The sequence below is a fragment of the Pseudomonas sp. NUPR-002 genome (genome assembly GCF_056322725.1).
In genome coordinates this window covers 3,861,564-3,881,528 of record NZ_CM150476.1, presented here as the reverse complement: position 1 = coordinate 3,881,528, position 19,965 = coordinate 3,861,564, and the positions used below count along the sequence as shown (strand labels likewise).

29 protein-coding genes and 1 tRNA gene are annotated in these 19,965 nt (G+C 59.7%); 12 read left to right on the top strand and 18 right to left on the bottom strand.

Annotated elements, in window-relative coordinates; translation table 11 throughout:
- Window positions 1-2: 2 nt before the first annotated feature.
- The 5 genes from ACVWSC_RS17480 to ACVWSC_RS17460 are packed head-to-tail and all read right to left on the bottom strand — an operon-like array spanning window position 3 to window position 4,256.
- Window positions 3-644, bottom strand: a complete 642-nt coding sequence (locus tag ACVWSC_RS17480; protein WP_442108111.1) for a tetratricopeptide repeat protein — start codon at window positions 642-644, stop codon at window positions 3-5.
- Entirely contained in the window at window positions 641-1,447 is an 807-nt protein-coding gene (locus ACVWSC_RS17475) for an SDR family oxidoreductase (RefSeq protein ID WP_442108109.1), read from the bottom strand. Before ACVWSC_RS17475 ends, ACVWSC_RS17480 begins: the two co-directional genes overlap by 4 nt.
- Window positions 1,434-2,114: a TenA family transcriptional regulator gene (locus tag ACVWSC_RS17470; protein ID WP_442108107.1), complete on the bottom strand. Its 681-nt coding sequence runs from the start codon at window positions 2,112-2,114 to the stop codon at window positions 1,434-1,436. The genes ACVWSC_RS17475 and ACVWSC_RS17470 overlap by 14 nt, the downstream gene beginning before the upstream one ends.
- 8 nt (window positions 2,115-2,122) lie before the next feature.
- Window positions 2,123-3,589 carry an AMP-binding protein gene (locus ACVWSC_RS17465; protein ID WP_442108105.1) on the bottom strand — a complete coding sequence of 489 codons (1,467 nt, stop codon included), beginning with the start codon at window positions 3,587-3,589 and terminating at the stop codon, window positions 2,123-2,125.
- Window positions 3,579-4,256 carry a thermostable hemolysin gene (locus ACVWSC_RS17460; protein WP_442108103.1) on the bottom strand — a complete coding sequence of 226 codons (678 nt, stop codon included), beginning with the start codon at window positions 4,254-4,256 and terminating at the stop codon, window positions 3,579-3,581. The genes ACVWSC_RS17465 and ACVWSC_RS17460 overlap by 11 nt, the downstream gene beginning before the upstream one ends.
- Window positions 4,257-4,400: 144 nt before the next feature.
- On the opposite strand from ACVWSC_RS17460, the gene ACVWSC_RS17455 reads away from it, so the two are divergent.
- From ACVWSC_RS17455 to ACVWSC_RS17445, 3 genes are all read left to right on the top strand, one after another.
- On the top strand, window positions 4,401-4,610 hold the full coding sequence (locus ACVWSC_RS17455; RefSeq protein ID WP_442108101.1) for a hypothetical protein: 210 nt from the start codon (window positions 4,401-4,403) through the stop codon (window positions 4,608-4,610).
- A 122-nt stretch (window positions 4,611-4,732) separates the two neighbouring features.
- The gene (locus ACVWSC_RS17450) at window positions 4,733-4,927 is read left to right on the top strand and encodes a hypothetical protein (protein ID WP_442108099.1); all 195 of its coding nucleotides are present in this window, start codon (window positions 4,733-4,735) and stop codon (window positions 4,925-4,927) included.
- A gap of 230 nt (window positions 4,928-5,157) precedes the next feature.
- Complete coding sequence (locus ACVWSC_RS17445; protein WP_442108097.1) at window positions 5,158-5,664, top strand: hypothetical protein; 507 nt, start codon at window positions 5,158-5,160, stop codon at window positions 5,662-5,664.
- A gap of 31 nt (window positions 5,665-5,695) precedes the next feature.
- On the opposite strand, the gene ACVWSC_RS17440 is transcribed toward ACVWSC_RS17445, so the two are convergent.
- Together ACVWSC_RS17440 and ACVWSC_RS17435 are read right to left on the bottom strand one after the other, a co-directional pair.
- Complete coding sequence (locus ACVWSC_RS17440) at window positions 5,696-6,280, bottom strand: hypothetical protein (RefSeq protein WP_442108095.1); 585 nt, start codon at window positions 6,278-6,280, stop codon at window positions 5,696-5,698.
- Window positions 6,281-6,547: 267 nt separating this feature from the next.
- Window positions 6,548-6,787: a hypothetical protein gene (locus ACVWSC_RS17435; protein WP_442108093.1), complete on the bottom strand. Its 240-nt coding sequence runs from the start codon at window positions 6,785-6,787 to the stop codon at window positions 6,548-6,550.
- 221 nt (window positions 6,788-7,008) lie between these two features.
- On the opposite strand from ACVWSC_RS17435, the gene ACVWSC_RS17430 reads away from it, so the two are divergent.
- The gene (locus ACVWSC_RS17430; RefSeq protein ID WP_442108091.1) at window positions 7,009-7,206 is read left to right on the top strand and encodes a hypothetical protein; all 198 of its coding nucleotides are present in this window, start codon (window positions 7,009-7,011) and stop codon (window positions 7,204-7,206) included.
- 27 nt (window positions 7,207-7,233) lie between these two features.
- Here ACVWSC_RS17430 and ACVWSC_RS17425 read toward each other — a convergent pair whose 3' ends face one another.
- A complete protein-coding gene (locus ACVWSC_RS17425) occupies window positions 7,234-7,476 on the bottom strand; it encodes a hypothetical protein (protein WP_442108089.1) in 243 nt (80 codons plus the stop codon).
- A gap of 85 nt (window positions 7,477-7,561) precedes the next feature.
- Between ACVWSC_RS17425 and ACVWSC_RS17420 the strand changes: the two genes are divergently transcribed.
- Window positions 7,562-7,747, top strand: coding sequence for a hypothetical protein (locus ACVWSC_RS17420; protein ID WP_442108087.1), 186 nt, complete (start codon window positions 7,562-7,564; stop codon window positions 7,745-7,747).
- A 15-nt stretch (window positions 7,748-7,762) separates the two neighbouring features.
- Here the strand turns inward: ACVWSC_RS17420 and ACVWSC_RS17415 are convergent, their stop codons facing one another.
- Together ACVWSC_RS17415 and ACVWSC_RS17410 are read right to left on the bottom strand one after the other, a co-directional pair.
- Window positions 7,763-8,176 carry a DoxX family protein gene (locus ACVWSC_RS17415; protein WP_442108085.1) on the bottom strand — a complete coding sequence of 138 codons (414 nt, stop codon included), beginning with the start codon at window positions 8,174-8,176 and terminating at the stop codon, window positions 7,763-7,765.
- Between the two features lie 119 nt (window positions 8,177-8,295).
- Window positions 8,296-8,380: transfer RNA gene (locus ACVWSC_RS17410), tRNA-Leu, on the bottom strand.
- A 227-nt stretch (window positions 8,381-8,607) separates the two neighbouring features.
- On the opposite strand from ACVWSC_RS17410, the gene ACVWSC_RS17405 reads away from it, so the two are divergent.
- From ACVWSC_RS17405 to ACVWSC_RS17395, 3 genes are read left to right on the top strand one after another with little or no spacing between them, the layout of a single operon-like run.
- On the top strand, window positions 8,608-9,762 hold the full coding sequence (locus ACVWSC_RS17405) for a two-component system sensor histidine kinase NtrB (RefSeq protein ID WP_442108083.1): 1,155 nt from the start codon (window positions 8,608-8,610) through the stop codon (window positions 9,760-9,762).
- A gap of 12 nt (window positions 9,763-9,774) precedes the next feature.
- Entirely contained in the window at window positions 9,775-11,220 is a 1,446-nt protein-coding gene (locus tag ACVWSC_RS17400) for an ATPase domain-containing protein (RefSeq protein ID WP_442114324.1), read from the top strand.
- A gap of 19 nt (window positions 11,221-11,239) precedes the next feature.
- Window positions 11,240-11,611 carry a response regulator gene (locus ACVWSC_RS17395; RefSeq protein ID WP_442108081.1) on the top strand — a complete coding sequence of 124 codons (372 nt, stop codon included), beginning with the start codon at window positions 11,240-11,242 and terminating at the stop codon, window positions 11,609-11,611.
- A 72-nt stretch (window positions 11,612-11,683) separates the two neighbouring features.
- Here ACVWSC_RS17395 and csrA read toward each other — a convergent pair whose 3' ends face one another.
- Window positions 11,684-11,884, bottom strand: a complete 201-nt coding sequence (csrA, locus tag ACVWSC_RS17390; RefSeq protein WP_442108079.1) for a carbon storage regulator CsrA — start codon at window positions 11,882-11,884, stop codon at window positions 11,684-11,686.
- A 182-nt stretch (window positions 11,885-12,066) separates the two neighbouring features.
- On the opposite strand from csrA, the gene ACVWSC_RS17385 reads away from it, so the two are divergent.
- The gene (locus ACVWSC_RS17385; protein ID WP_442107591.1) at window positions 12,067-13,029 is read left to right on the top strand and encodes an IS30-like element ISPsme1 family transposase; all 963 of its coding nucleotides are present in this window, start codon (window positions 12,067-12,069) and stop codon (window positions 13,027-13,029) included.
- 226 nt (window positions 13,030-13,255) lie between these two features.
- Here ACVWSC_RS17385 and modC read toward each other — a convergent pair whose 3' ends face one another.
- The 6 genes from modC to ACVWSC_RS17355 all read right to left on the bottom strand — a co-directional run bounded on the left by modC (window position 13,256) and on the right by ACVWSC_RS17355 (window position 17,445).
- Window positions 13,256-14,344: a molybdenum ABC transporter ATP-binding protein gene (gene modC, locus ACVWSC_RS17380; RefSeq protein WP_442108077.1), complete on the bottom strand. Its 1,089-nt coding sequence runs from the start codon at window positions 14,342-14,344 to the stop codon at window positions 13,256-13,258.
- A gap of 2 nt (window positions 14,345-14,346) precedes the next feature.
- Window positions 14,347-15,027, bottom strand: coding sequence for a molybdate ABC transporter permease subunit (gene modB / locus ACVWSC_RS17375; RefSeq protein WP_133215745.1), 681 nt, complete (start codon window positions 15,025-15,027; stop codon window positions 14,347-14,349).
- On the bottom strand, window positions 15,027-15,785 hold the full coding sequence (gene modA, locus ACVWSC_RS17370) for a molybdate ABC transporter substrate-binding protein (RefSeq protein ID WP_442108074.1): 759 nt from the start codon (window positions 15,783-15,785) through the stop codon (window positions 15,027-15,029). Before modA ends, modB begins: the two co-directional genes overlap by 1 nt.
- Before the next feature lie 81 nt (window positions 15,786-15,866).
- Window positions 15,867-16,940: an NAD(P)H-dependent flavin oxidoreductase gene (locus ACVWSC_RS17365; RefSeq protein WP_442108072.1), complete on the bottom strand. Its 1,074-nt coding sequence runs from the start codon at window positions 16,938-16,940 to the stop codon at window positions 15,867-15,869.
- A 28-nt stretch (window positions 16,941-16,968) separates the two neighbouring features.
- A complete protein-coding gene (locus ACVWSC_RS17360; RefSeq protein ID WP_442108070.1) occupies window positions 16,969-17,139 on the bottom strand; it encodes a hypothetical protein in 171 nt (56 codons plus the stop codon).
- Window positions 17,140-17,142: 3 nt separating this feature from the next.
- Complete coding sequence (locus tag ACVWSC_RS17355; protein ID WP_133215748.1) at window positions 17,143-17,445, bottom strand: DUF1883 domain-containing protein; 303 nt, start codon at window positions 17,443-17,445, stop codon at window positions 17,143-17,145.
- Between the two features lie 160 nt (window positions 17,446-17,605).
- Between ACVWSC_RS17355 and ACVWSC_RS17350 the strand changes: the two genes are divergently transcribed.
- Window positions 17,606-17,956: a hypothetical protein gene (locus ACVWSC_RS17350; RefSeq protein WP_442114323.1), complete on the top strand. Its 351-nt coding sequence runs from the start codon at window positions 17,606-17,608 to the stop codon at window positions 17,954-17,956.
- A 1-nt stretch (window position 17,957) separates the two neighbouring features.
- On the opposite strand, the gene ACVWSC_RS17345 is transcribed toward ACVWSC_RS17350, so the two are convergent.
- Complete coding sequence (locus tag ACVWSC_RS17345; RefSeq protein WP_442108068.1) at window positions 17,958-18,644, bottom strand: HAD family hydrolase; 687 nt, start codon at window positions 18,642-18,644, stop codon at window positions 17,958-17,960.
- A gap of 77 nt (window positions 18,645-18,721) precedes the next feature.
- Here ACVWSC_RS17345 and lexA point away from each other — a divergent pair, with 77 nt between their 5' ends.
- Together lexA and imuA are read left to right on the top strand one after the other, a co-directional pair.
- Window positions 18,722-19,342, top strand: coding sequence for a transcriptional repressor LexA (lexA, locus tag ACVWSC_RS17340; RefSeq protein ID WP_442108066.1), 621 nt, complete (start codon window positions 18,722-18,724; stop codon window positions 19,340-19,342).
- Window positions 19,342-19,959, top strand: a complete 618-nt coding sequence (gene imuA, locus ACVWSC_RS17335) for a translesion DNA synthesis-associated protein ImuA (RefSeq protein WP_442108064.1) — start codon at window positions 19,342-19,344, stop codon at window positions 19,957-19,959. The genes lexA and imuA overlap by 1 nt, the downstream gene beginning before the upstream one ends.
- Window positions 19,960-19,965: the final 6 nt, after the last annotated feature.

Below are 19,965 nucleotides of genomic sequence, written 5' to 3'. Positions count from 1 at the left end.
ACTCAGCCCTGTTTTTCCTTGATCGTTTTGAGTAAAGCATCAATTTCGCCGCGTCGGCCCTGGTCAGCCAGCTCACGCCCCGGCCGAGGAGGTGCCAGCAGGGCTTTTTGCAGGGCCGCACGCGCCTCGGATAAGCGGCCTTGGCGATACAGGTGGTCGCCCCAGAAAAAATTACTGTCGATCCCCTCGGGATTGAGTTGCAGCGCCTTGCGCAGCATGTCTTCGGCCTTGTCCGCATCGCCGAAGCCGATGGGCCAGCCGGGCACTTGATCGTACAAGGCCCCCAGGCTGGTGTAGGCCGATCCCTGCAAGGCGTTGGGGTCAAGCGCAAGCGCTTTTTCCAGGCTCGCACGGGCGGCTTTGACCTTGCCCAGCGCGCCCAGGCCTCCGGTTGCGCCTGCCCAGCTACTGGTGACAATGCCATGCCAGATCCAGGCTTCGGCGGCCTGGGGCTGCTCGCGGGTGAAGGCGTCAGCATCGGCGGCCAGTTTCTCCAGGGCGCTGGCGCGTTGTGCTTGGGGTACCTGGTACTGGATTTGCGCCCAGCGTTGCTGAATGTTGCTGAGGTGCTGGCTGCCAGCTGGGTCGAGCGCCCAGCTCAGCGGGGTGAAAGCGAGCAAACTCGCAAGAATCAGGCGTTTCATTTGCTGTGCTCCTTGGTATTGGCATCGCTGTAGCGACGAATCAGCGGAAGCTGCTTGCGCAGCGCGCGGTCAACCAGGCTCGGTAGCATGCCGTTCAGGCGTACGAAGAGCTTTTCCGGCCAGCCCAGGTACAGCTCGCTGCGTTGGTTTTGCACCGCATCGAGCACCGCCCGTGCGACATCGACGGGATCGTCCATTCCCACCTTGAGCGCCTGATTCAAGGCGGTCACCGTCGTCGTGTTCATTGAGGTGCGTGTGGCGCGCGGTGCGGCATAGAGCACGTTGACCGTGGTGTCGGCCAGTTCGCGACGCAGGGCTTCGGAGAACCCACGCAAGGCAAATTTGCTGGCGCTGTAGGTGGCATAACCGGGATAGCCGATCGAGCCGTAGATCGAGCCGACATTGACCACCAGTGCATGGGGCTGCTCGCGCAGTATCGGCAGGAGCAGGCGCGTGAGTTTCAACGGCGCCTTGAGGTTGAGTTCGATCAGGTCGTCCAACATGTCTTCGTTGATCTGTTCGAGCAACGCGAAGCGGTTCACACCGGCAGCGTTGATCAGCACGTTTACACCGCCCATGGCCCAGGCCGCTGTGACGACGTCCTGTCGACCGATGCTGGTGCGCAGGTCGGCCGAGCACCAGCGCAGTTGCTTGGGGTATCGACTGATGAGATCTGCCAGAGCGCCAGGATGCCGGCTGACTGCGAGCACCCGGGCACCTTGGGCACAGAGCTGGTTAGTCAGCTCAAGACCGATACCACCGCTGGCACCTGTCAGCACCACCACCGAGTCACGCAAGCGCATGATGCACCTCCGCCTGATGGGCCCGAGGCAGGCCACGGAACATCTCGGTATACAGGTGATAGACGACCTTCGCCGCGTGGACGACCGCATCCTGATCGTCCTGACGATCCAGGCGGTTCATCAGCCCGCGATAGGTTGCCATGTGATCCTGATCCAGGGATCCGTGGGAACTCAGGTAGCTGAAGGCGGTGTCTGGCAGGCCGAGCCCTTGCTGGATGCTGCCGGCGGCCTGGGTGGCCAGCGCGATGCTGGTGCCTTCCAGCACATTGACCATGCCGAAAAGACCGACTGGATTGTCCCTGGCGATCAGGTCGTAGAGAAAGGCGACCATCAGTTCTATCGACAGTGCGGGACGGCTATTGCGCACTTGATCCGGATCGCCGCCACAGGCCGCGATGTCGTTGAGAATCCACTGTTCATGGCCGTATTCCTCCTCGATGTATTCGCAGACCGCGCCGCGCAGCCATTCAAGCCGATGGGGTAACCGGGCACCGCACGCCATCATCAGCGGCACGGTGTGACGGACGTGGTGGTACGCCTGTGTGAGGAACGCGACATAGCCCTCCTGGCTGACGACGCCTGCCAACGCCTCGTCAATGACGGGCAGGCTGAACAGTGTTTGGCGTTCCTGGGCGGTGGCCGCTTGCAGGGTGTCGAAGAAAATCATGGCAAACCTCATGGGCGCGAGAGTTCGGTGATAAGGGCCTGGTGGCGGCGCAGGATCTCCTCACGGCGCGGCCGGCCGTTGCTGGTGAGGGTTCCGTCAGCGTTGCTCAGGGGCTCGGGTAGACACTTCCAGGCGTGAACCTGGGCGTACAGCGGCAACCTGGCATTGCATTGTTGTACCGCCTGTTCGATGGCCGCTTCGCTGGCGCCCGGGTCCATGGGCCAGAGCAGCGCGAGGTTGTGCGCCAGCCCCTCGCCGTGAACGAAGGCCTGGAGAATGACCCCGGTCTGGGACAGTTCTGCCTCGATCCATTCCGGGTTGACGTTACGTCCGAAGCTTGTGATGAATTGGTTCTTCTTGCGCCCGGCAAGGAACAGAAACCCAGCCTGATCGACATGTCCGAGGTCGCCGGTGGGCCACCACTCGCCCCGGAAAGCCGGCTCGCCCAAGTAACCGAGCAGCGTCGAACCGCGGACCCAGACTTCACCGTCTTCGGCGATACGTACCTGTGTGTGAGGCAATGGGCGGCCAACGCTACCTGGATGCTGATTGCCGGGGCGGTTCAGGCACACGACCGAGGCGCACTCGGATAGCCCATAACCTTCGTAAACCGGCAGCCCCACAGCCTGCGCCCGCTGCAACAGGCTGCTGGCCACCCGTGCTCCGCCAACGGCGACCAAGCGCAGCGGCCCGATTGGCATCATGCCGCGCTCGATGGCGGTGACCAGCCCGAGCAGCAACTGCGGTACCAGAATCAGGCTTTCGGCACCGCTCAACGTGATAGCGCCAAGAAACCGCCTCCAGTCGACCTGACTCGCGCCGCCGATACCCATTTGTGCTTGTGGGTAGAGCGTGACACAGGCTCCTGCTACCAGCGCCGCGTAAATGCCGAGGTTCTCCAGCAAAACGGCAAGCGGCAGCACGGCCAGGTACTTGGATGGTGCAGCCGGGCGGCTTGCGACCTCCAGCTCCCGCGCCACCCGCAGCAGCGATGCGGCGCTCAGGCACACGCCTTTGGGTGTCCCGGTGCTACCGGAGGTGTAGGTGATCTTCGCAGTGCCGGGAAGCAATCCTGCGTCGCCGACCAAGGGGCGCCCCCAGAAGTGCTCGCCCGCCGTGAAACCCGCATCGCGCAACTCTTCGGAAAGTGCTTCATCGGCCAGGACCAGCGTCGCCTGGGTCTGCATCAAGCAGTGGGCGCGCTGGGCCGTGCTGAAGAAAGGCGGGAGGAGCACACAGGGACGCTTAGCCAGCAGCGCCGCCAGATCCCAGAACAATGCCTGTGGACCATTTTCCAGCGCCATTGCGAACACGCCGTCGGGCTGCTGGTTCAACCAGGCTTCGCGGCGTTGCACTTCGATCAGCAATTGCGCATAGGTCACGTTGCCCGTTACCCCGCGTATTGCCGTCTGCGCTGCGCGCTCTACAGCGTGGGCCTGCAACACCTTACGAAAACTGCTCAGCTCATGCGGCATGGTCGGCCCCCTGTACTCGCAACGGGAAACCCAGGCGTTGATAGATGCCGGTGCGCTGCAGTTCGTCATGGCCATAATCGATGTTGCCGACATACACCTGCGGATGTTGCGCGTAGTAGCTTCCCCAGCTGGCCAACTCGCCATTCAGGCGGTGCGGGTCGGCTTCTGCAATAAGCGTCGGCTGCAGCCCCAAGCGATGGAAGCTGTTGACCAGTGTCGAAGCTGCAGTGAATGCCACCCAGTGCAGGTCGCGTGCCGCTAGCAGCCAAGTAATGGCTGTGATCATCACCCTCGCACTGCCTGCACTGAGCGCTGCGAGATTGCCCACTTCGACCAACTGCTCCCGCGTCGCACTGCAACCGGCATGGCGCGACACCACGCTTTCCAGCGGGTCGTCCAGGTACTGCTCGAGAAACAGTGGGCCCAGGCTGGCTGGCCGGATTCCGGCAACCGCGATCAGTTGACCGTGGCTGTCCTGCAGTCCGATCAGTTGCGGCAAGTAGCGATGAACATTGGCGTGATGAGTGGATTCGAAACGCGCGTGAATAAACGCTTCCAGCGCTTCACGGCCAGCGTCGCCCTCGGCGCATAACATCAGGCAGGCCTGCCGTGTGGCGACAGATCCGAAATGCAATGGAAACAGGGCGTTCCATTCTTGCTGGGTCATGGTAATCCCCCCAGAGATCGTTCGATGGGGGGAGTATCAATGGTGAATCTGAATGTAGTCTGAAGTTGCTGATGGCCGCTTCAGCGCCTTGAACAGGTTGCACCGTGGGGTAGAATCCGCGCCTGACCTATAAGGACGTTCGGCATGAGCTTTCTCACTGTGCTTGACCAGGCAATCAAGCGATTCACTAATCGGTTTTCCAATCTGCAGCTACGTCTCTTTGCGGTGGCGATGGCGTTGAGTCATTTGCTCTTTGCTTGGGCAATTCCGTCTTACCGATCGCCGTTTCTTTTTATTGCCGCTATCGGCCTTTTCCTCAGTACTTTTGTTCGTCGCTGCCCTCGCCGAAAGTGACCCGCGTGTGAAACGCATTAAAAGTGATGCCGCTTTCGTCCATGGACGGGGCATGGTGGCAATTTGGGGTGGGATGGGGTATTGATGGGGGGCCGGCACAGGGGCCGGGGTAAGGAGATGACATGGCGACTGATCGTGAAATTGCGTTGGAAATTGCAATTGCAGCGCTTCTGGTGGCCGCCAGGCACGATAAGAACGAAATTGCACAGCGCGCAGAAGGGCTGATTTTCGCTGACACTGTACAAGGAGGTGGCGCAAGCGTTGATCACAAATCGGTGGCCCGCTCTGCCATCAAAGAGATTGCAGAGCGCGTGTGATTGTCGTCAATTACTATTCGCTGTAGCGGGTAGGTGTGCAGAAAACCGGCCAAAATGCCGGTTTTTTATTACGTGCAAATAGTACCGAGCGTACCTTTGCCTGCAGGCTTTTCGCCTGATGGCGTCTAGTTGGAATAATGGATGACCCGCTTTGGGCGAGGCCCAGCGCGTCAATTTACAGGGAGGGCATTTGGCTGAACACCAAGCAGCCATGCCCGCAGATACCCTTCATGGAAATCGATATGTTCACACGTTCTGCTGCACTTGTACTCTTGGCGATGGCGTTGTCGGCCTGCCAGCCGAAATGGAAGCCGATGACAGAAGAGGAGGCCAGGCAGCAGCGGGAGTTCGCCGAAGCCCTATGGGCCAAGGACAGGGCCAGGTATCCCAGCCATGAGGAATGGCTCAGCGGGCAGATCAGCCCCACGCGTTCGGCAGAGCAGAATGTTGTGCAACTGATGTCGAAGTCGCTGGAAAGATGCCTGGATGAACGTAGCGAGAGTTCGGCGATTGGCTGCAGCAAGCGCTCGGTACCCATCGTTGATAGCTATTACTTTGACAACTACTACACCTCAAGCAAGAACCCGCCTGCCGGGTACCGTACCGTCAGCCATGCTTACCTGAAGTGGTCGTCGTTGATGGAGGCAATTGCATTTCCGGCATCAAGGGATGTGATTGCGGAGCGCGCCCTGCAGGCGCGCGAGGCGATCCTGCAGGCTTCTTTTCCCGGACTTTGAAGGCTAAACCCGGATCAGCGTTGTGTGCGCTTTACAGTTGCGACACGTCTGGTTCGGCAGCTTGATCTGCACCTTGTGCATTACTGATTGACATCGGTGTGGTGGTGAGCATTACGTTGTAAGTGCCCAGGTCCGCATCGTTGCGCTGCGATTTGATCGACAGGCTTTTGCCTTTCCAGTGCAACACTTCGTTATCAAAGCTGGCGCCTGATTTGGTTTTGATCAGGTTGCTTTTGCTTTGCGAAGGCGGCCCGTAGTCGGCACGCAGCATCTCGGCAACCAGGCTGCTGCTGTTCGACGGCCCGGTGAATTCCAGTGTTTCAATTTTGCCATTGGCGACTTGGGCCACTAGTTTGTAGCCCAGTAGTACGCGGCGGGAGTTGGTACCCAGAATTACGTATCGGCCCGGGGTTTGCGTCGCAGAGCGGCACAGCGTAGTCGATGTGGTCGCGTTGGCCGGGCATTCGGCAACTTGTTTGAGGAAATCCCCTTGCAGGTCAACCCCCATGAACGACGTCGGCTCCTGCGCCCAGGTGGCGATGGGCTGGAGCGTGTCGGCAGCCAAAACGCTGGATGGGATCAAAATACCGGTCATCACGAGTTTGAACAGGGTCATGGAGTCGTCCTTGATAGGGTCGTGCCCGATGCAAGAGGTTCGCCCGGCGAGGGGCGCAGTAAATGGAGGCGCACGACACTCATCGTAAGGTGTTAATACGATTGAGTGTCAGTTGCAAAATTCGGCCGATATTATACATAGCGGCCACAGATCATTCCGCGATTTTCGCTGCGGTAGAGTAATTTTTCTTGCTACCTGGCGGAATAGGCGTCTGATCCAGCGCCCGATTCCCACATAACGGGTCGCCAGGCGCTGGCTGTTATTTGGCTATGACACGATTACATACGCGTTACCGATTGCCAGGTTTTCACTGTGTTCAGCGTTCATCCGTGTGCAGTGCATCATGGCTTCTTCCTTGCCGGGGTAGCTTGGTTTGAGTCGCACTTTTTCCTGGTTATCGTAGATGTCGAAGCCGCCGGAAACGGTTGTAGCGTAGAAGCGGGTGCCAGCACGGAAAGATTCCTGCTCGATAGGCACCGCTGGGACGATAACGAATCTTGTTTGCATTTTTTGTGCCTCCCCAGGCAGACATCTAACTATTAGCTATCCATTTGAGGGGCTGCAACAAAGCTGAAGGGCAGGCGACAAGAGGTTGGCACTGAACCGATTTTGTTCGGATGAAATGCTAATGAAAAGTATTCTCAGTGATGTTGCGGTCGTGTAACCTCGCCGCCGCTTGCGTGGCAATTCAGTCAGCTGCTTGAAATCAGTGCTCGTTGGGGATGGAAATGGATGAAAAGAAAGGCGCTGTTGCTATTGTGCAATGGCGTAGCAGCTTCTTGGGTAATGGCGTGTTGCAAGAGGCTGCCTATGACCAGGCGTTGCTGGCTGCCGAGCGTCTGGAGCGGTCGGGGTCGGTCAGTGCCAGTGAATGGATGGAGATGGTTCGCCAGGCCAATGCCGCTTTGTTGCGGCACCAAGGCTAGGTTGTCAGGCGTGTCTGCGCTGTTGATTCAGCTCAGCCCCCAAACCAGCAGTGAGAGCATGAATGCCAGTACTGTACCCAGCACGATGCTGTACTCGATTCTTGAATGCTGTGCATGCAAGCGCACGTCTTCAAAGTACTGTGCCTGGGTGGGCGCATGGGGGTAGTGGCGCAAGTCTTCTGCCAGGATCTGCAGGCGCGAGTCGATGATCGCGCCAAGGGCAAAGTAGGTGGCAGCGTGGCTGGCGATGAAGATCAACAGGTATTTCATAGGCGCTCCCTGGCGTTGACGACTGGAAGTCAGTGGCTTATACAAGCGTCCCTTTTTGCCAAAAGCGCTGCTGCAGGAACTGATAATGAACGACGACCTGGACATTCACGAGCCTGAACATGATCACTTGCTCGATCATGAGTTCTATGAAGTCGATGCTTCCCTGCAGGAAGAAGTCGACCCGTTGTTCGACCCACAGGATGATGAGCAGGCCGACGCCCTGGATGAAGTCGACTGGGACGAAGGCGTCGATCCGCTCGATGACCTGTAGGTGCCCGTCGTTGGGCTAGCGCCCATCAACCGAGAATTTGCCTGCACCTGTTACCGACAATAGTAGCAAGCCTCCACAAATGCTCAGGTTCTTGAAGAACTGTACGCTGTTGGCAGCTCGCGCCGGGTCCACCATGCTCCAGAACGGATGGCCAATCACGGCCGTGCCGATGACGAACAGGGCGAACAGGAATGCCAGCGGCCGGGTGTAGAACCCGAGGATCAGCAGGATGGCCACGAAAAACTCCATCACCACGGCAATACCGGCGGCCACCGTGGGCATGGGGGCGCCTAATGAGGTCATGTAGTCGACGGTACCGTCGAATCCGGTCAGTTTGCTCCAGCCAGACATGATGAACAAAATCATGAGCAGGATGCGCGCAAGCAAAATGATTACGTCACGCTGATTATCGAACAGGGTATAGCGCATGGCCGCCTTCCTTTGTTGTGGGGCCATTTCACCTTAGCACCTGGTTGTTGCCTTTGCGCCGTGGAAGGGGGATTCACGTGTGACAAAAAAGGCGCCTCGAAGGCGCCTTTTTCAGAAGATGGTGCGAGTGGCGGGACTCGAACCCGCAAGGCTCACGCCGGCAGATTTTAAGTCTGCTGTGTATACCAATTCCACCACACTCGCACAGTGTTGAAAGGGTCTGGCGACCGGGGCGTGCTATGGGATAGAAGCCCTGGAGAATGTACATTTCCTCCGCAATCAAGCGTGCTTTATAACTCATGGCTATATTTGAGTCAACCGCAGGGAGGGGCTGAAGCGGCCTTGGCCGGCAATCATTGGCAGTCCACTGGAATTGCCCACGAGGTTGGCTGTCTATGCTTGATCAAGTGTGCGATTTACATGGAGCAACCATGGATCCTTCTGATCGCTCGGATGTGCCAACCATGCAGGCCAGCCGTTACGAGCAACTGGTGCAGGCGGTGGTGGATTACGCCATCTACATGCTCGATCCTCAGGGGCATGTAGTGTCCTGGAATGCCGGGGCTCAACGGATCAAGGGCTGGCGTGCCGAGGAAGTGATCGGTAAGCACTTTTCCCTGTTCTTCACCGAGCAAGATCGCCTCGAAGGCAAACCGGCCATGTTGCTCGAGCGAGCTTTGAGCACCGGTGTCGCTCAGGATGAGGGATGGCGTATACGCAAAGACGGCACGCGCTTCTGGGCCTTGGCGGCGCTGGATGTGATCCGCGCTGAAGACGGTGAGATCGTCGGCCTGGCGAAAGTTACCCGGGACATTACCGATCGCCGTGAGGCTGCCCAACAACTTGATGCCATGCGCGCGCAGTTGTTCCAGTCGCAAAAACTCGAAGCGCTGGGGCAACTGACCGGGGGGATGGCCCATGACTTCAACAACCTGCTGACCATCATCATCGCCTCGGCAAAGCTGGCGCTCAAAAGCACTGATCAGCAGCGTAGCCAACGTTTACTTGAGCACATCCTCGATGCCGGCGAGCGGGGCACGCAAATGACCCAGCAATTGCTCAGCTTTGCCCGGCACAGGGCGTTGAAGCAGGGGCGGGTGCAGGTGTCGGAGTTGATCGAATCGATTCGCTTGCTGCTGGCCCATGCCCTGCCTAAAGGCGTCGAGCTGCAGGTGCAGCTGGAGGAAGGGCTACAAGACGTCGCAGTTGATCGTGGTCAGTTGCAAATGGTCTTGCTCAACCTGATTCTCAACGCCCGTGATGCGATGGATAGCGAGGGGGTGATCCGCATGGCGGGCAGTAATTGCCGGCTTGACGGTGAGGTTGAAGACTTGCATGGCGCCTTCGTGCGCCTGGAGGTCAGCGATGATGGCCGAGGCATCGCACCCAACGTGTTGCCACGGATCTTCGAGCCCTTTTTCACCACCAAGGCATTCGGTAAAGGAACTGGACTGGGGTTGAGTCAGGTCTATGGTTTTACCAAGCAGAGCAATGGTGCCGTGAGTGTCGACAGCGTTCCCGGCGAAGGCACCTCGGTGAGTTTGTATCTGCCAGCATTCCAACCGGGCATTACCACGGCAAACTGAACAGGTGCACCTATCGTGGAGCCACTCAAACGCCTGACCACGGGTATCGAAGGCCTGGATGCATTGCTCAAAGGGGGGCTGATCGTTGGCGCCTCTTATATCGTTCAGGGGCGGCCAGGGTCGGGGAAGACCATTCTGGCCAATCAGTTGGCGTTCAAGCACGCCGGTCAAGGCGGGCGCGTGCTGGTCGCCACCCTGCTGAGCGAGTCCCATGAGCGATTGTTCCAGTACCTGTCGACCCTGAGCTTCTTTGACTCAGCTGTGCTGGGTAATCAGATCCAGTTTGTCAGCGCGTTCGATACCCTGGAGCGGGAAGGGCTGGAGCACGTGGTCAAATTGCTGCGTGGCGAAATCAGCCATCATCAGGCGACGCTGCTGGTCGTCGATGGTCTGCTGACCGCACGGTCGCGCGCAGACACCGTGCTGGACACGAAAAAATTCATTGCCGAGCTGCAAGGTCATGCCGCGTTTGCGGGATGCACGGTGTTGCTGTTGACCAGCTCGCAGCTGGATGATGGCAGCCCCGAGCACACCATGGTCGATGGGGTTATCGAACTGACCGAAGCGCTGTCGGGCAGTCGCTCCGTGCGCAATATCCAGCTGCGCAAAACGCGCGGTAGTGGTGCGTTGTCGGGGCTGCATGAATGTGAAATCACCGCGGATGGCCTGCAAGTCTATCCGCGCCTGGAATCGCTGTTCAGTCACCCCAGCGGCATGGGCAGTAGTGAATTGAAGCGGGTCTCGAGTGGGATCAAGGGTCTCGATCAGTTGCTCGGCGGTGGCTTGCCTTCAGGTTCGATGACCCTGGCGATGGGGCCGTCGGGGATTGGCAAGACATCGCTTGGGGTCAGTTTTCTGGCGGCCGCCACGGTAAAGGAACCTGGGCTGCACTTTGGTTTCTATGAAACGCCTCAGCGCCTGCGCTTGAAAGCCAGCGCCCTGGGGCATGACTTCGTGGCCATGGAACGCAGTGGTGCATTGCATATTGCCTGGCAGCCGACCACCGAAGGTGTGCTCGATGAGGTGGGGGCACGTTTGCTGCGTCAGGTTCAGACATTGGGCATTCGTCGTGTCCTGATTGACAGTCTGGGGGCTTTCTCCCGCCTGGCCACCCATCCGGCGCGGCTCAACGAGTTCTTTCGAGCCTTGATCGGCGAGTTGCGTGCGCGTGACGTCAGTGTGCTGGCAACCTGGGAGATGCGCGATATTTTCGGTTCGGAAATCAATGCGCCTGCGCCCGACCTGTCGAGTATTGTCGATAACCTGCTGCTGATGCGTTTTGTTGAACTGGAGTCGGAGCTCAAGCGCTTGCTGTCGATTCTCAAGGTGCGCGATAGCGACTACGATCCGGCGCTGCTGGAGCTGATCATCAGCGCCCAGGGTATCGAACTACACAAAGCCTTCACCCAGGCCACGGCAGTGCTGTCCGGCACGCCAGCGCCAGCGGCGGGCGCGTGAGTCGGCGGTCGGGGCGATCATGAGCACGATCCTGGTGGTCGACGACGAGTACCTGATTGCCGATATTCTGGGATTTCTGCTGGAAGACGAAGGCTTTGAAGTATTGAAGGTCGGCAATGGCGAACAGGCACTGGAAACGCTGGCGCGCACACCGGTGGAGCTGGTGATCACCGATTACATGATGCCCAGGCTCAACGGTAAGGAGCTGGCGCTGAAAATGCGTGAAGACCCACAGTTGCGGGCATTACCAGTGATTTTGATCAGCGGTGCCCAGGCGCACGAAGGGTGGGATAGCCCGGAATTGTTCGTGGCCGTATTCGATAAGCCCTTCGATATCCCCACGTTGGTCGCCAAGGTAAACGAACTGCTTCGACCGCCCAAGCCGTCATGAGGGCATTGCTGCCACCTCTGGAGCGGTTGTGCTTGGGCTCAAGCGCATCCGTGCGGCTTGAATCAGCAGATATTAGTCGTGGTGACTGTCTCCTTTTTCTGGTGGCGGGCTGCCAGCTTGAATGCGCTTGTAGATTTCTTCACGGTGCACCTGGACATCTTTAGGTGCATCGATGCCAATCCTCACTTGCATGCCCTTGACGCCCAGAATGGTGACTTTGATGTCATCGTTAATGACGATGGTTTCGCCAACCTTGCGGGTGAGTATCAGCATGTATATCTCCTTGGTAACGATAAGTTGCCTGGCAGGTCGCACCCACACAAGCCCGGAGCGCGTGCAACGCGTTCCTCTTTTCCTTCCCTGAATTCATAGAATAAGTGCAACGTTTGAAACGATAGGCAGAGAGTCAGCCACCGGTAGAATCCAGGCTCTCACACCGAAGGATTCAAGCGCAGATGACTACGCATTACCGGCAGCTGACTCAGGGCCAACGTTACCAGATTGAGGCCGGTCTGAGCGCCGGAAAAAGCCAGGCAAGCATCGCGAAACAGGTTGGCGTACATCCCTCGACGATCAGTCGTGAGGTTCGCCGCAACAGCTCCCAGAAGACCTACAAAGCGGTTGCTGCGACCCATGAAAGTGATGCCCGTCGAGCGCAGGCGCGCAAGCACTGCAAGCCATTAACGTGGTTCAGCCATTATCTGCCGCTCTGGCTAAAACACGGTATGAGCCCGGAGCAGATTGCTCAGCGCCTGAAGCAAGAGCAGCCGGAGCGCGCGGTCAGTCACGAGTGGATTTATCGGTTTATCGCCACCGACAAACACGCAGGTGGCGAGTTATACAAGTATTTGCGGCACCGCAGGAAGCTGTACCGAAAACGCTACGGAAGCCACGACCGGCGCGGACAGTTGCGTAATCGCGTATCGATAACCGAGCGCCCTGCTGAGGTCGAAGCCCGCGAGCGTCTAGGTGATTGGGAGGGTGACACGGTGCATGGCGTAGGCGGCAATCTGGTCACGCTGGTTGATCGTAAAAGCGGCTACCTGAGCGCCTATCCGGTCAAGCGCAGGACGCGCCGGCAGGTAACGCGGGCGATCAATCTGTTGCTCAAGGGGCATGCTGTTCACACGCTGACGCTGGATAACGGGAAGGAGTTTGCCGGGCATGAACGCATTGCGCATCGGAGCCAGTGCCAAGTCTTTTTTGCAGAACCCTATTCATCCTGGCAGCGAGGCACTAATGAAAATACCAACGGCCTGCTCCGGCAGTATTTTCCCAAGGGCGGCGACTTCAGCAAGCTGACCGTCGAGGCGGTCAGTCGCGTGGTAACGAAGATCAATTTACGCCCGCGAAAACGCCTGGGCTGGAAGACGCCGTACGAAGTTTATGCAGGGGCGAGCGTTGCACTTATGTGTTGAATTCAGGTTCATTAAAGACGCTTTCGGGGAATATTAATTCCCTCGAACACAGATTCTGTAGAGAGTCTTTGGTCGCAGGCTCCCTTGGGGGCCATTGAGCGTTCTGTAGCAGCGAATGCTGCTTACGCCCGCAAGCATAGGGGGCTTGAGCGAATATGGGAAATTTCTCTGCATGATAGTAGAGCTGAGGTCTGCTGAATCGTTTTTCAAGGGGGCAGGGGCGTGATTATCCCAGTAGTGCCACCGACTTGATCTGGGCCATGAGCTGCTGGCCGCTGTGTAGCCCCAATTGATCGGCAGAATAACGGGTGATGCGGGCCAGCAGCACGCTGCCGTCAGCATTGAGACTGACCAGCACGTGGGCACTATTATCGGCTGCCTGGTGGCTGACGACCCGTACCGGAAGGCGATTGAGGATGCTTGAGTGCGCGTCTTCGTTCAGGCTCAGGCTGATATCGCGGGCCTGGACCTTGAGTCGCAAGGGTGTGCCCAGGGCCAGAGGCTCGTGAGCCAGACGTAGCTGCAGCGTGCTGTCAGGCAATTGCAGGCTGAGCAATTGGTAGTCAGCGTCATAGCTGCTCACCCGGCCCTCGATGATCACACCGGCATCGTCGCCCTGAGCCAAGGGCAGGTCGAGACGCGCGAGGGTTGCGGCAATCGGACCGCTGGCCTGAACCTTGCCCTGTTCCAGTAGCACCAGGTGATCTGCCAGCCGGGCCACTTCGTCCTGGGCATGGCTGACGTAGATCAGCGGGATCTCCAGTTCTGAGTGCAAGCGCTCAAGGTAAGGCAGGATTTCGCGTTTACGGGGGCCATCGAGGGCAGCCAGTGGCTCGTCCATCAACAGCAATTGCGGGCTGCTGAGCAAGGCTCGGGCGATACCCACACGCTGGGCCTCACCGCCCGACAATGTGGCCGGTTTGCGTTCGAGCAAGTGCTCGATCCCCAGCAAAGCACAGGCCTGCTCCAGGCTGACCTTGCGCGCCTGGGCCGGAATGCGCCGCCAGCCGAAAGTCAGGTTACCCAGTACCGTCAGGTGGGGGAACAGGCTGGCTTCCTGAAACACATAGCCAATCGGGCGCAGGTGTGGGGCGATGAAGTGGTTGCGGCGCGAGTCTTGCCAGATCTGGCCGTTGACTTCGATGTAGGCATCGGCTGCCCGCTCCAGGCCCGCCAGGCAGCGCAGGCAGGTGGTCTTGCCCGAGCCGGAATGGCCAAACAGTGCGCTGATGCCGCGCCCGGGCAATTGCAGGTCGACATCCAGTTCGAAGCTGTCGCGGGCTACTTTGAGCCGAGCGTGAATCATTTTCTCCACACTCAGCTCCAGGTCGATTTGCCCTGGCGGCTGGAGTACAGCGCCAGTAGCACGAGGAAAGAAAACACCAGCATGGCACCCGCCAGCCAGTGGGCCTGCAGGTATTCCATGGCTTCGACGTGGTCGAAGATCTGTACCGACACCACGCGGGTCTTGTCAGGGATGTTGCCGCCAATCATCAGCACCACGCCGAACTCGCCCACGGTGTGGGCAAAGCCAAGGATGCTTGCGGTGATAAAGCCGGGCCGGGCCAGTGGCAGCACCACATGGACAAAGCTGTCCCATGGGCTGGCACGCAGCGTAGCGGCCACTTCCAGCGGGCGCTCGCCAATGGCGCTGAAGGCGTTCTGCAAGGGTTGCACGACAAAGGGCATCGAGTAGATCACCGAACCGATCACCAGGCCGCTGAAGCTGAACACCACGGTGCCCAGCCCCAACGCTTCGGTGGTTTGTCCGATCCAGCCGTTCGGCCCCAGGGCCAGCAGCAGGTAGAAACCGATGACCGTCGGCGGTAGCACCAGCGGCAGGGCCACCACCGCGCCCACCGGCCCGCGCAACCAGGAGCGCGTACGCGCCAGCCACCAGGCGATCGGGGTGCCGACCAACAACAGAATCAAGGTGGTCAGGCTGGCCAGTTTGAAGGTCAGCCAGATGGCACCCAGGTCGCTGGCGTCCAGTGGCATCAGATTTCGTAACCGTAGGACTTGATCAGGGCCGTTGCTTTCGGACCTTTAAGGTACTCAACCAGCGCCTTGGCGGCCGGGTTGTCTTTGCCTTTGTTGAGGATCAAGGCGTCTTGCTTGATCGGCTCATGCAGGCTGGCTGGGACGATCCAGGCCGAACCTTCGCTGACTTTGCCGTCTTTGTAGATTTGCGACAGCGCTACGAAGCCCAACTCGGCATTGCCGGTGGAGACGAACTGGAAGGCCTGGGTAATGTTCTGGCCTTCGACGATCTTGCCCTTGGTGGCTTCGGTGAGCTTGAGCTTGTCCAGCACCTGGGTAGCGGCCAAGCCATAAGGGGCGGCTTTCGGGTTGGCGATCGAGAGGTGCTTGAACGCGTTCTTTTTCAGCACTTCACCCTGGGCATCGACGTAGCCTGGTTTGGCTGACCACAGGGCCAGCGTGCCAATGGCATAGGTAAAGCGTGAGCCCTTGACGCTGTCGCCTTCGCTTTCCAGCTTCGCCGGGGTGCTGTCATCGGCGGCGAGGAACACTTCGAACGGTGCGCCGTTCTTGATCTGCGCGTAGAACTGCCCGGTAGCGCCGTAGGCAGCGACCAGCTTGTGACCGGTGTCTTTCTCGAAATCTTTGGCGATGGCCTGGATCGGCGCGGTGAAGTTGGCCGCGACAGCGACCTGAACCTCATCGGCCCAGGCACTGGTGAAGGTCATGAACGTGGCCAGGGCGGCCAAGGCAAATCGAGGGGCGCACTTACTCATGAAACACAGCTCCATAGGCTGAGGGATAATCGTTATGTAGGTGACTATATAGCGATTACCCGACAAACGGGAAGCACTGCTTCAGCGCTTGAGTTGCGCGAGGGCGTTTTCTGCCAGGGTGCGGGTCAGTTCTTCGGCGGGGAGGGCTTGTCCCAGACGCAGCGCCTGGCCCGACCAGAGGTTACTGAAATCACTGTTGCCCTGAGGTTCGCTGATCGCCCGCAGCGGCATCAACGCACCGCCAGCCAAGGGGAACTGCGGTGCCAGTGGGCTGATCGGCCCCAGCTCGCGCATGATCCGGGTGTTGATGCCGCGCGCTGGGCGCCCGGTAAACAGGTTGGTCAGTGCGGTGTCGCTTTCCTTGGCGCTGTGCAGCGCCTGGCGGTGGGCGGCCGAAATCTTGGCTTGCGGGCAGAACAGGTAAGCAGTGCCCAGTTGGACTGCCGAAGCGCCCAACGCCAGGGCGGCGACAATGCCGCGATGGTCGCCGATGCCACCGGCGGCAATCACTGGCACCTTCACCGCATCTACGATTTGTGGCACCAGCGCCAGCGTGCCGACCTGGGTGTTCAGATCGCTGCTGAGGAACATCCCGCGGTGCCCACCGGCTTCGTAGCCCATGGCGATGATCGCATCGCAGCCGTGCTGTTCCAGCCAGATCGCTTCATCGACGGTGGTGGCGCTGGACAGCACCTTGGCCCCGGTGGCCTTGACCCGTGCCAGCAAATCGGCCTGCGGCAGGCCAAAGTGGAAGCTCACCACGGCGGGGCGATATTCCTCGACCAATTGGCAGGTGGCGTCGTCGAACGGTGCGCGGTTGGACACCGGAGTGGGTGCCTGGTAATCGGCGCCCAGCTCGTCGTAGTAGGGCTTGAGTGCCTGCTTCCAGGCCGCATCGCGAGCGGGGTCGGGTTGCGGCGGCTGATGGCAGAAGAAATTGACGTTCAGCGGCCCCTTGCAGGCCTGGGTAAAGGCTTCAAGTTCGGCGCGGATCTGCTCCAGGCTCAGGGTTGCGCACGGCAGCGAGCCCAGGCCGCCTGCGTTGCTCACGGCAATGGCCATGGCCGAGCCCGTGGCTCCGGCCATCGGCGCCTGAATGATCGGTAGTTCAATGCCTAGCAGATCGAGAAGGCGGGTGTCCGGCCATTGGCTCATGCCTGGGATTCCTTGTGCGTTGTGACCGTTACAGGGCTTTGCTGACCTTTACATCGGTGATTTTTTTCGCGTCTTCGCCGTGGAGCTTCTGCAGTGCAGCCTGTACTTCCTCAGGGGCATCGCTGCTCATCTGGGCGAAGTCGAAGCGTTGTTCACCGTCAAGCTTGTATTTGATGACGTATTTGGTGGTCTGGCTCATGGCTTATCTCAGTTTCGACGACGAACGGCGGATGAACTTGATCTTGTGGGTGAAGGTCGGCTTGCTCACTGCCGACAACGCGCGCGGGCCAACGGTATCGATGGTGATATTCCAGAAGCCGGTGCTGGGTACGGTGATTTTTGCCGGGAAGTCGACGAATGCACCGCCGTGATAGGTGTGGCGCCCGCCATTCTTGAAGCTGCGGAAGTTGGCGTCGTTCATCAGGCGGATATTGCAGCGCTGGGAGCACTCGATGACGACGATATCGTCTTCGTTGAGGTGCTCGCGCTGGTGTACGAATTTCATGTTGCTCTCCGCAATGGATCTTTGGGCAATTCAAAACGATACCATGATCATTGCTGATACGGTCGTGCTTCGTGTCGGTGCCGGGATAAATCTGCCAATCCAGGGAGCAAAATGGTCTTTGCGTGGTCAGAGTGTTTTTCCGTGGTGGAGGTGTAGCTTGATGAAGTGGGTTGTAGCAGCGTTGGCAGTTACGCTTGGCGGTTGCGCCAGTGTATCGGAGCTTGAAAATTCGCCGGAAACCTTGAACGTGATTTCTGGCAAGAAGCCCCAGGAGTACGCCACCTGCGTACAGCAGCACTTGGCTGAAACCCGGGGTCCGCTTGAAGTTGAGCAGCACCACGATGGCTTGCGCCTGGTGGTTCCGCAGAAAGTCGGTGCCGGGCCTGCGGCGCTGGTGGATATCAATGAGCGCGGCAGCGGCAGCAGCATCAAGTTGTATGAGCGGCTCAATAACTTTCCGCTGCGTCTGGGTGACGTGAAAACGGCTGCCACGCGCTGTATTTCTGGGTGAGTCAGCAGGGTTTATCGCGGGGCAAGCCCGCGCCTGCCTGCATGTGGGTGATCAGTGCCCATAGTTGTGGATCTTCGAAATCTTTTATGACCAGTTGTGCACCAGCGGCGATCAGGGCCTCGGGTGTCTGACTGGTGGCCAGGCCAACGGTGAAAATCCCGGCACGGCTGGCGGCCGTTACGCCAGGCATTGAATCTTCGAAAGCCAGGGCATGGCTGGCCTGCGCTTGCAGGCATTCGAGGCCCGTGAGGTAGGGCAGCGGGTCCGGTTTTGCCCGGGGCAGCTCTTCGGCGACCAGCACATGTTTGAAGCGCTCACCCAAGCCCATGGCCTTGAGCATATGCACGGCATTGGCCCGTGGCGCATTGGTGACTACCGCCATACCGATGCCGGTCTCTTCGGCATGCGCCAGCAGGCGCAGCAACCCGGCAGTGGGCTGCAGGGTCGGTGACAGGGCGCGAAAACGCGCTTCCTTGCGGTCAGCGAAGGCCTGGTGCTCGGCCAGCGGGCGGTCGGGAAACAGGTAGCGGCACAGGTCGGCGTTGGCCCGACCGCTGATGTGGGCGTCGAACTGCGCCTCAGTCAATACCCGGCCGTCTTCGAGCAACAGCTGTTGCATGGCCAGCAGGTGGAGTTTGTCGGTATCGGTCAGGGTGCCGTCGAGATCAAACAATAACGCATCAAGCATGCTGAGTATCCGCTGCAGTGGCCGCTCATCATAACCCGATCATGGGGGCTGGTCAGTGTGCGCGGAAAAGAGTACAAATGTACTCCATGAATACTTTATCGCCCAAACGCAGCGCCATCCTCGCTTTCATCCGCGAACGCATTGCCGAGCATGGCCAGCCGCCGAGCCTGGCCGACATTGCCACGGCATTCGGTTTTGCCTCCCGTAGCGTGGCCCGCAAACATATCCAGGCGCTGGCCGAGGCCGGTTTCATTGAGGTCACCCGCAACCAGGCCCGCGGCATTCGCCTGGCCGGGGCGTTGCGCCGCCCCGAGGTGCTGGAAATTCCGGTGCTGGGCCAGGTGGCGGCGGGGCGGCCGATCGGCCCGGACGTCGATATCCACGAGCAGCTGATGCTCGATGCCCAGCTGTTCAGCCGTTCGCCCGACTACTTGCTCAAGGTGCGCGGCGACTCGATGCTCGATGACGGCATCCTTGACGGCGACCTGGTCGGTATCAAGCAACAGGCAGAAGCCCGTGACGGGCAGATCATCGTCGCCCGCCTGGACGGCGAGGTAACCATCAAGCGCTTCGAACGGGTCAGTGCCCAGCAGTACCGTTTGCTGCCGCGTAACCCGGCCTATGCCCCGATCGAGGTTGGCCCGGGCCAGGACTTCGTCATTGAGGGCGTGTTCTGCGGTCTGGTGAGGCGCGGCTGATGGGCGCGGTAGTCAGCCTCGACGGGTTGCTCGACCAGCGGCGGGTCTGGAAGGGGCGCCCTCAGGTTCAGCCCCGGGGTGAGCAGCCCACCGGCCATGCGCCGCTGGATGCGCTGCTACCCGGCGGTGGCTGGCCGCCCGCTGCATTGACCGAAGTGTTGCTGGCTGCCCGCGGCAGCAGTGAGCTGCAGTTGCTCTGGCCGAGCCTGGCGCGCCTGACCGCCGCTGCCGAGCGGGTGGTGCTGATTAGCCCTCCGTTCATTCCGTATGCACCGGCCTGGCAGGCGGCTGGCGTTGATCTGCAGTGGCTGACGCTGGTCGAGACGGCGGCGGACGAAGTGTTCTGGGCGGCCGAGCAATGTTTGCGCTCGGGCAGTTGCGGGGCGGTGTTGTGCTGGCCGGACAAAGCCGACGACCGCGCTCTGCGGCGCTTGCAGGTGGCCGCTGAAAGCGGACAGACCCTGGCCTTTGCCTTGCGCCCTCTGCAGGCCGCATTGAACCCGTCACCGGCGGCCTTGCGTATTGCCGTCGATAGCCACCCGGCGCAATGGCGCGTCCTCAAGTGCCGTGGCGGTCTGGCCCCGGCGATGCCGATTGCCTGCCCAGGGCGAGGCTGATGGATC

What these genes read in the sequence shown, in the direction of transcription:
- ACVWSC_RS17465 (WP_442108105.1), bottom strand. Translation starts at nt 3,589, where the DNA reads ATGCCGCATGAGCTGAGCAGTTTTCGTAAGGTGTTGCAGGCCCACGCT.
- ACVWSC_RS17350 (WP_442114323.1), top strand. Translation starts at nt 17,606, where the DNA reads ATGAAGTGGGTTGTAGCAGCGTTGGCAGTTACGCTTGGCGGTTGCGCC.
- ACVWSC_RS17365 (WP_442108072.1), bottom strand. Translation starts at nt 16,940, where the DNA reads ATGAGCCAATGGCCGGACACCCGCCTTCTCGATCTGCTAGGCATTGAA.
- ACVWSC_RS17470 (WP_442108107.1), bottom strand. Translation starts at nt 2,114, where the DNA reads ATGATTTTCTTCGACACCCTGCAAGCGGCCACCGCCCAGGAACGCCAA.
- ACVWSC_RS17385 (WP_442107591.1), top strand. Translation starts at nt 12,067, where the DNA reads ATGACTACGCATTACCGGCAGCTGACTCAGGGCCAACGTTACCAGATT.
- ACVWSC_RS17345 (WP_442108068.1), bottom strand. Translation starts at nt 18,644, where the DNA reads ATGCTTGATGCGTTATTGTTTGATCTCGACGGCACCCTGACCGATACC.
- csrA (WP_442108079.1), bottom strand. Translation starts at nt 11,884, where the DNA reads ATGCTGATACTCACCCGCAAGGTTGGCGAAACCATCGTCATTAACGAT.
- ACVWSC_RS17435 (WP_442108093.1), bottom strand. Translation starts at nt 6,787, where the DNA reads ATGCAAACAAGATTCGTTATCGTCCCAGCGGTGCCTATCGAGCAGGAA.
- modA (WP_442108074.1), bottom strand. Translation starts at nt 15,785, where the DNA reads ATGAGTAAGTGCGCCCCTCGATTTGCCTTGGCCGCCCTGGCCACGTTC.
- ACVWSC_RS17425 (WP_442108089.1), bottom strand. Translation starts at nt 7,476, where the DNA reads ATGAAATACCTGTTGATCTTCATCGCCAGCCACGCTGCCACCTACTTT.
- ACVWSC_RS17460 (WP_442108103.1), bottom strand. Translation starts at nt 4,256, where the DNA reads ATGACCCAGCAAGAATGGAACGCCCTGTTTCCATTGCATTTCGGATCT.
- lexA (WP_442108066.1), top strand. Translation starts at nt 18,722, where the DNA reads ATGTACTCCATGAATACTTTATCGCCCAAACGCAGCGCCATCCTCGCT.
- ACVWSC_RS17430 (WP_442108091.1), top strand. Translation starts at nt 7,009, where the DNA reads ATGGATGAAAAGAAAGGCGCTGTTGCTATTGTGCAATGGCGTAGCAGC.
- ACVWSC_RS17440 (WP_442108095.1), bottom strand. Translation starts at nt 6,280, where the DNA reads ATGACCCTGTTCAAACTCGTGATGACCGGTATTTTGATCCCATCCAGC.
- ACVWSC_RS17455 (WP_442108101.1), top strand. Translation starts at nt 4,401, where the DNA reads ATGAGCTTTCTCACTGTGCTTGACCAGGCAATCAAGCGATTCACTAAT.
- ACVWSC_RS17360 (WP_442108070.1), bottom strand. Translation starts at nt 17,139, where the DNA reads ATGAGCCAGACCACCAAATACGTCATCAAATACAAGCTTGACGGTGAA.
- modB (WP_133215745.1), bottom strand. Translation starts at nt 15,027, where the DNA reads ATGCCACTGGACGCCAGCGACCTGGGTGCCATCTGGCTGACCTTCAAA.
- ACVWSC_RS17480 (WP_442108111.1), bottom strand. Translation starts at nt 644, where the DNA reads ATGAAACGCCTGATTCTTGCGAGTTTGCTCGCTTTCACCCCGCTGAGC.
- ACVWSC_RS17420 (WP_442108087.1), top strand. Translation starts at nt 7,562, where the DNA reads ATGAACGACGACCTGGACATTCACGAGCCTGAACATGATCACTTGCTC.
- ACVWSC_RS17475 (WP_442108109.1), bottom strand. Translation starts at nt 1,447, where the DNA reads ATGCGCTTGCGTGACTCGGTGGTGGTGCTGACAGGTGCCAGCGGTGGT.
- ACVWSC_RS17405 (WP_442108083.1), top strand. Translation starts at nt 8,608, where the DNA reads ATGGATCCTTCTGATCGCTCGGATGTGCCAACCATGCAGGCCAGCCGT.
- ACVWSC_RS17395 (WP_442108081.1), top strand. Translation starts at nt 11,240, where the DNA reads ATGAGCACGATCCTGGTGGTCGACGACGAGTACCTGATTGCCGATATT.
- imuA (WP_442108064.1), top strand. Translation starts at nt 19,342, where the DNA reads ATGGGCGCGGTAGTCAGCCTCGACGGGTTGCTCGACCAGCGGCGGGTC.
- ACVWSC_RS17445 (WP_442108097.1), top strand. Translation starts at nt 5,158, where the DNA reads ATGGAAATCGATATGTTCACACGTTCTGCTGCACTTGTACTCTTGGCG.
- ACVWSC_RS17415 (WP_442108085.1), bottom strand. Translation starts at nt 8,176, where the DNA reads ATGCGCTATACCCTGTTCGATAATCAGCGTGACGTAATCATTTTGCTT.
- ACVWSC_RS17450 (WP_442108099.1), top strand. Translation starts at nt 4,733, where the DNA reads ATGGCGACTGATCGTGAAATTGCGTTGGAAATTGCAATTGCAGCGCTT.
- ACVWSC_RS17355 (WP_133215748.1), bottom strand. Translation starts at nt 17,445, where the DNA reads ATGAAATTCGTACACCAGCGCGAGCACCTCAACGAAGACGATATCGTC.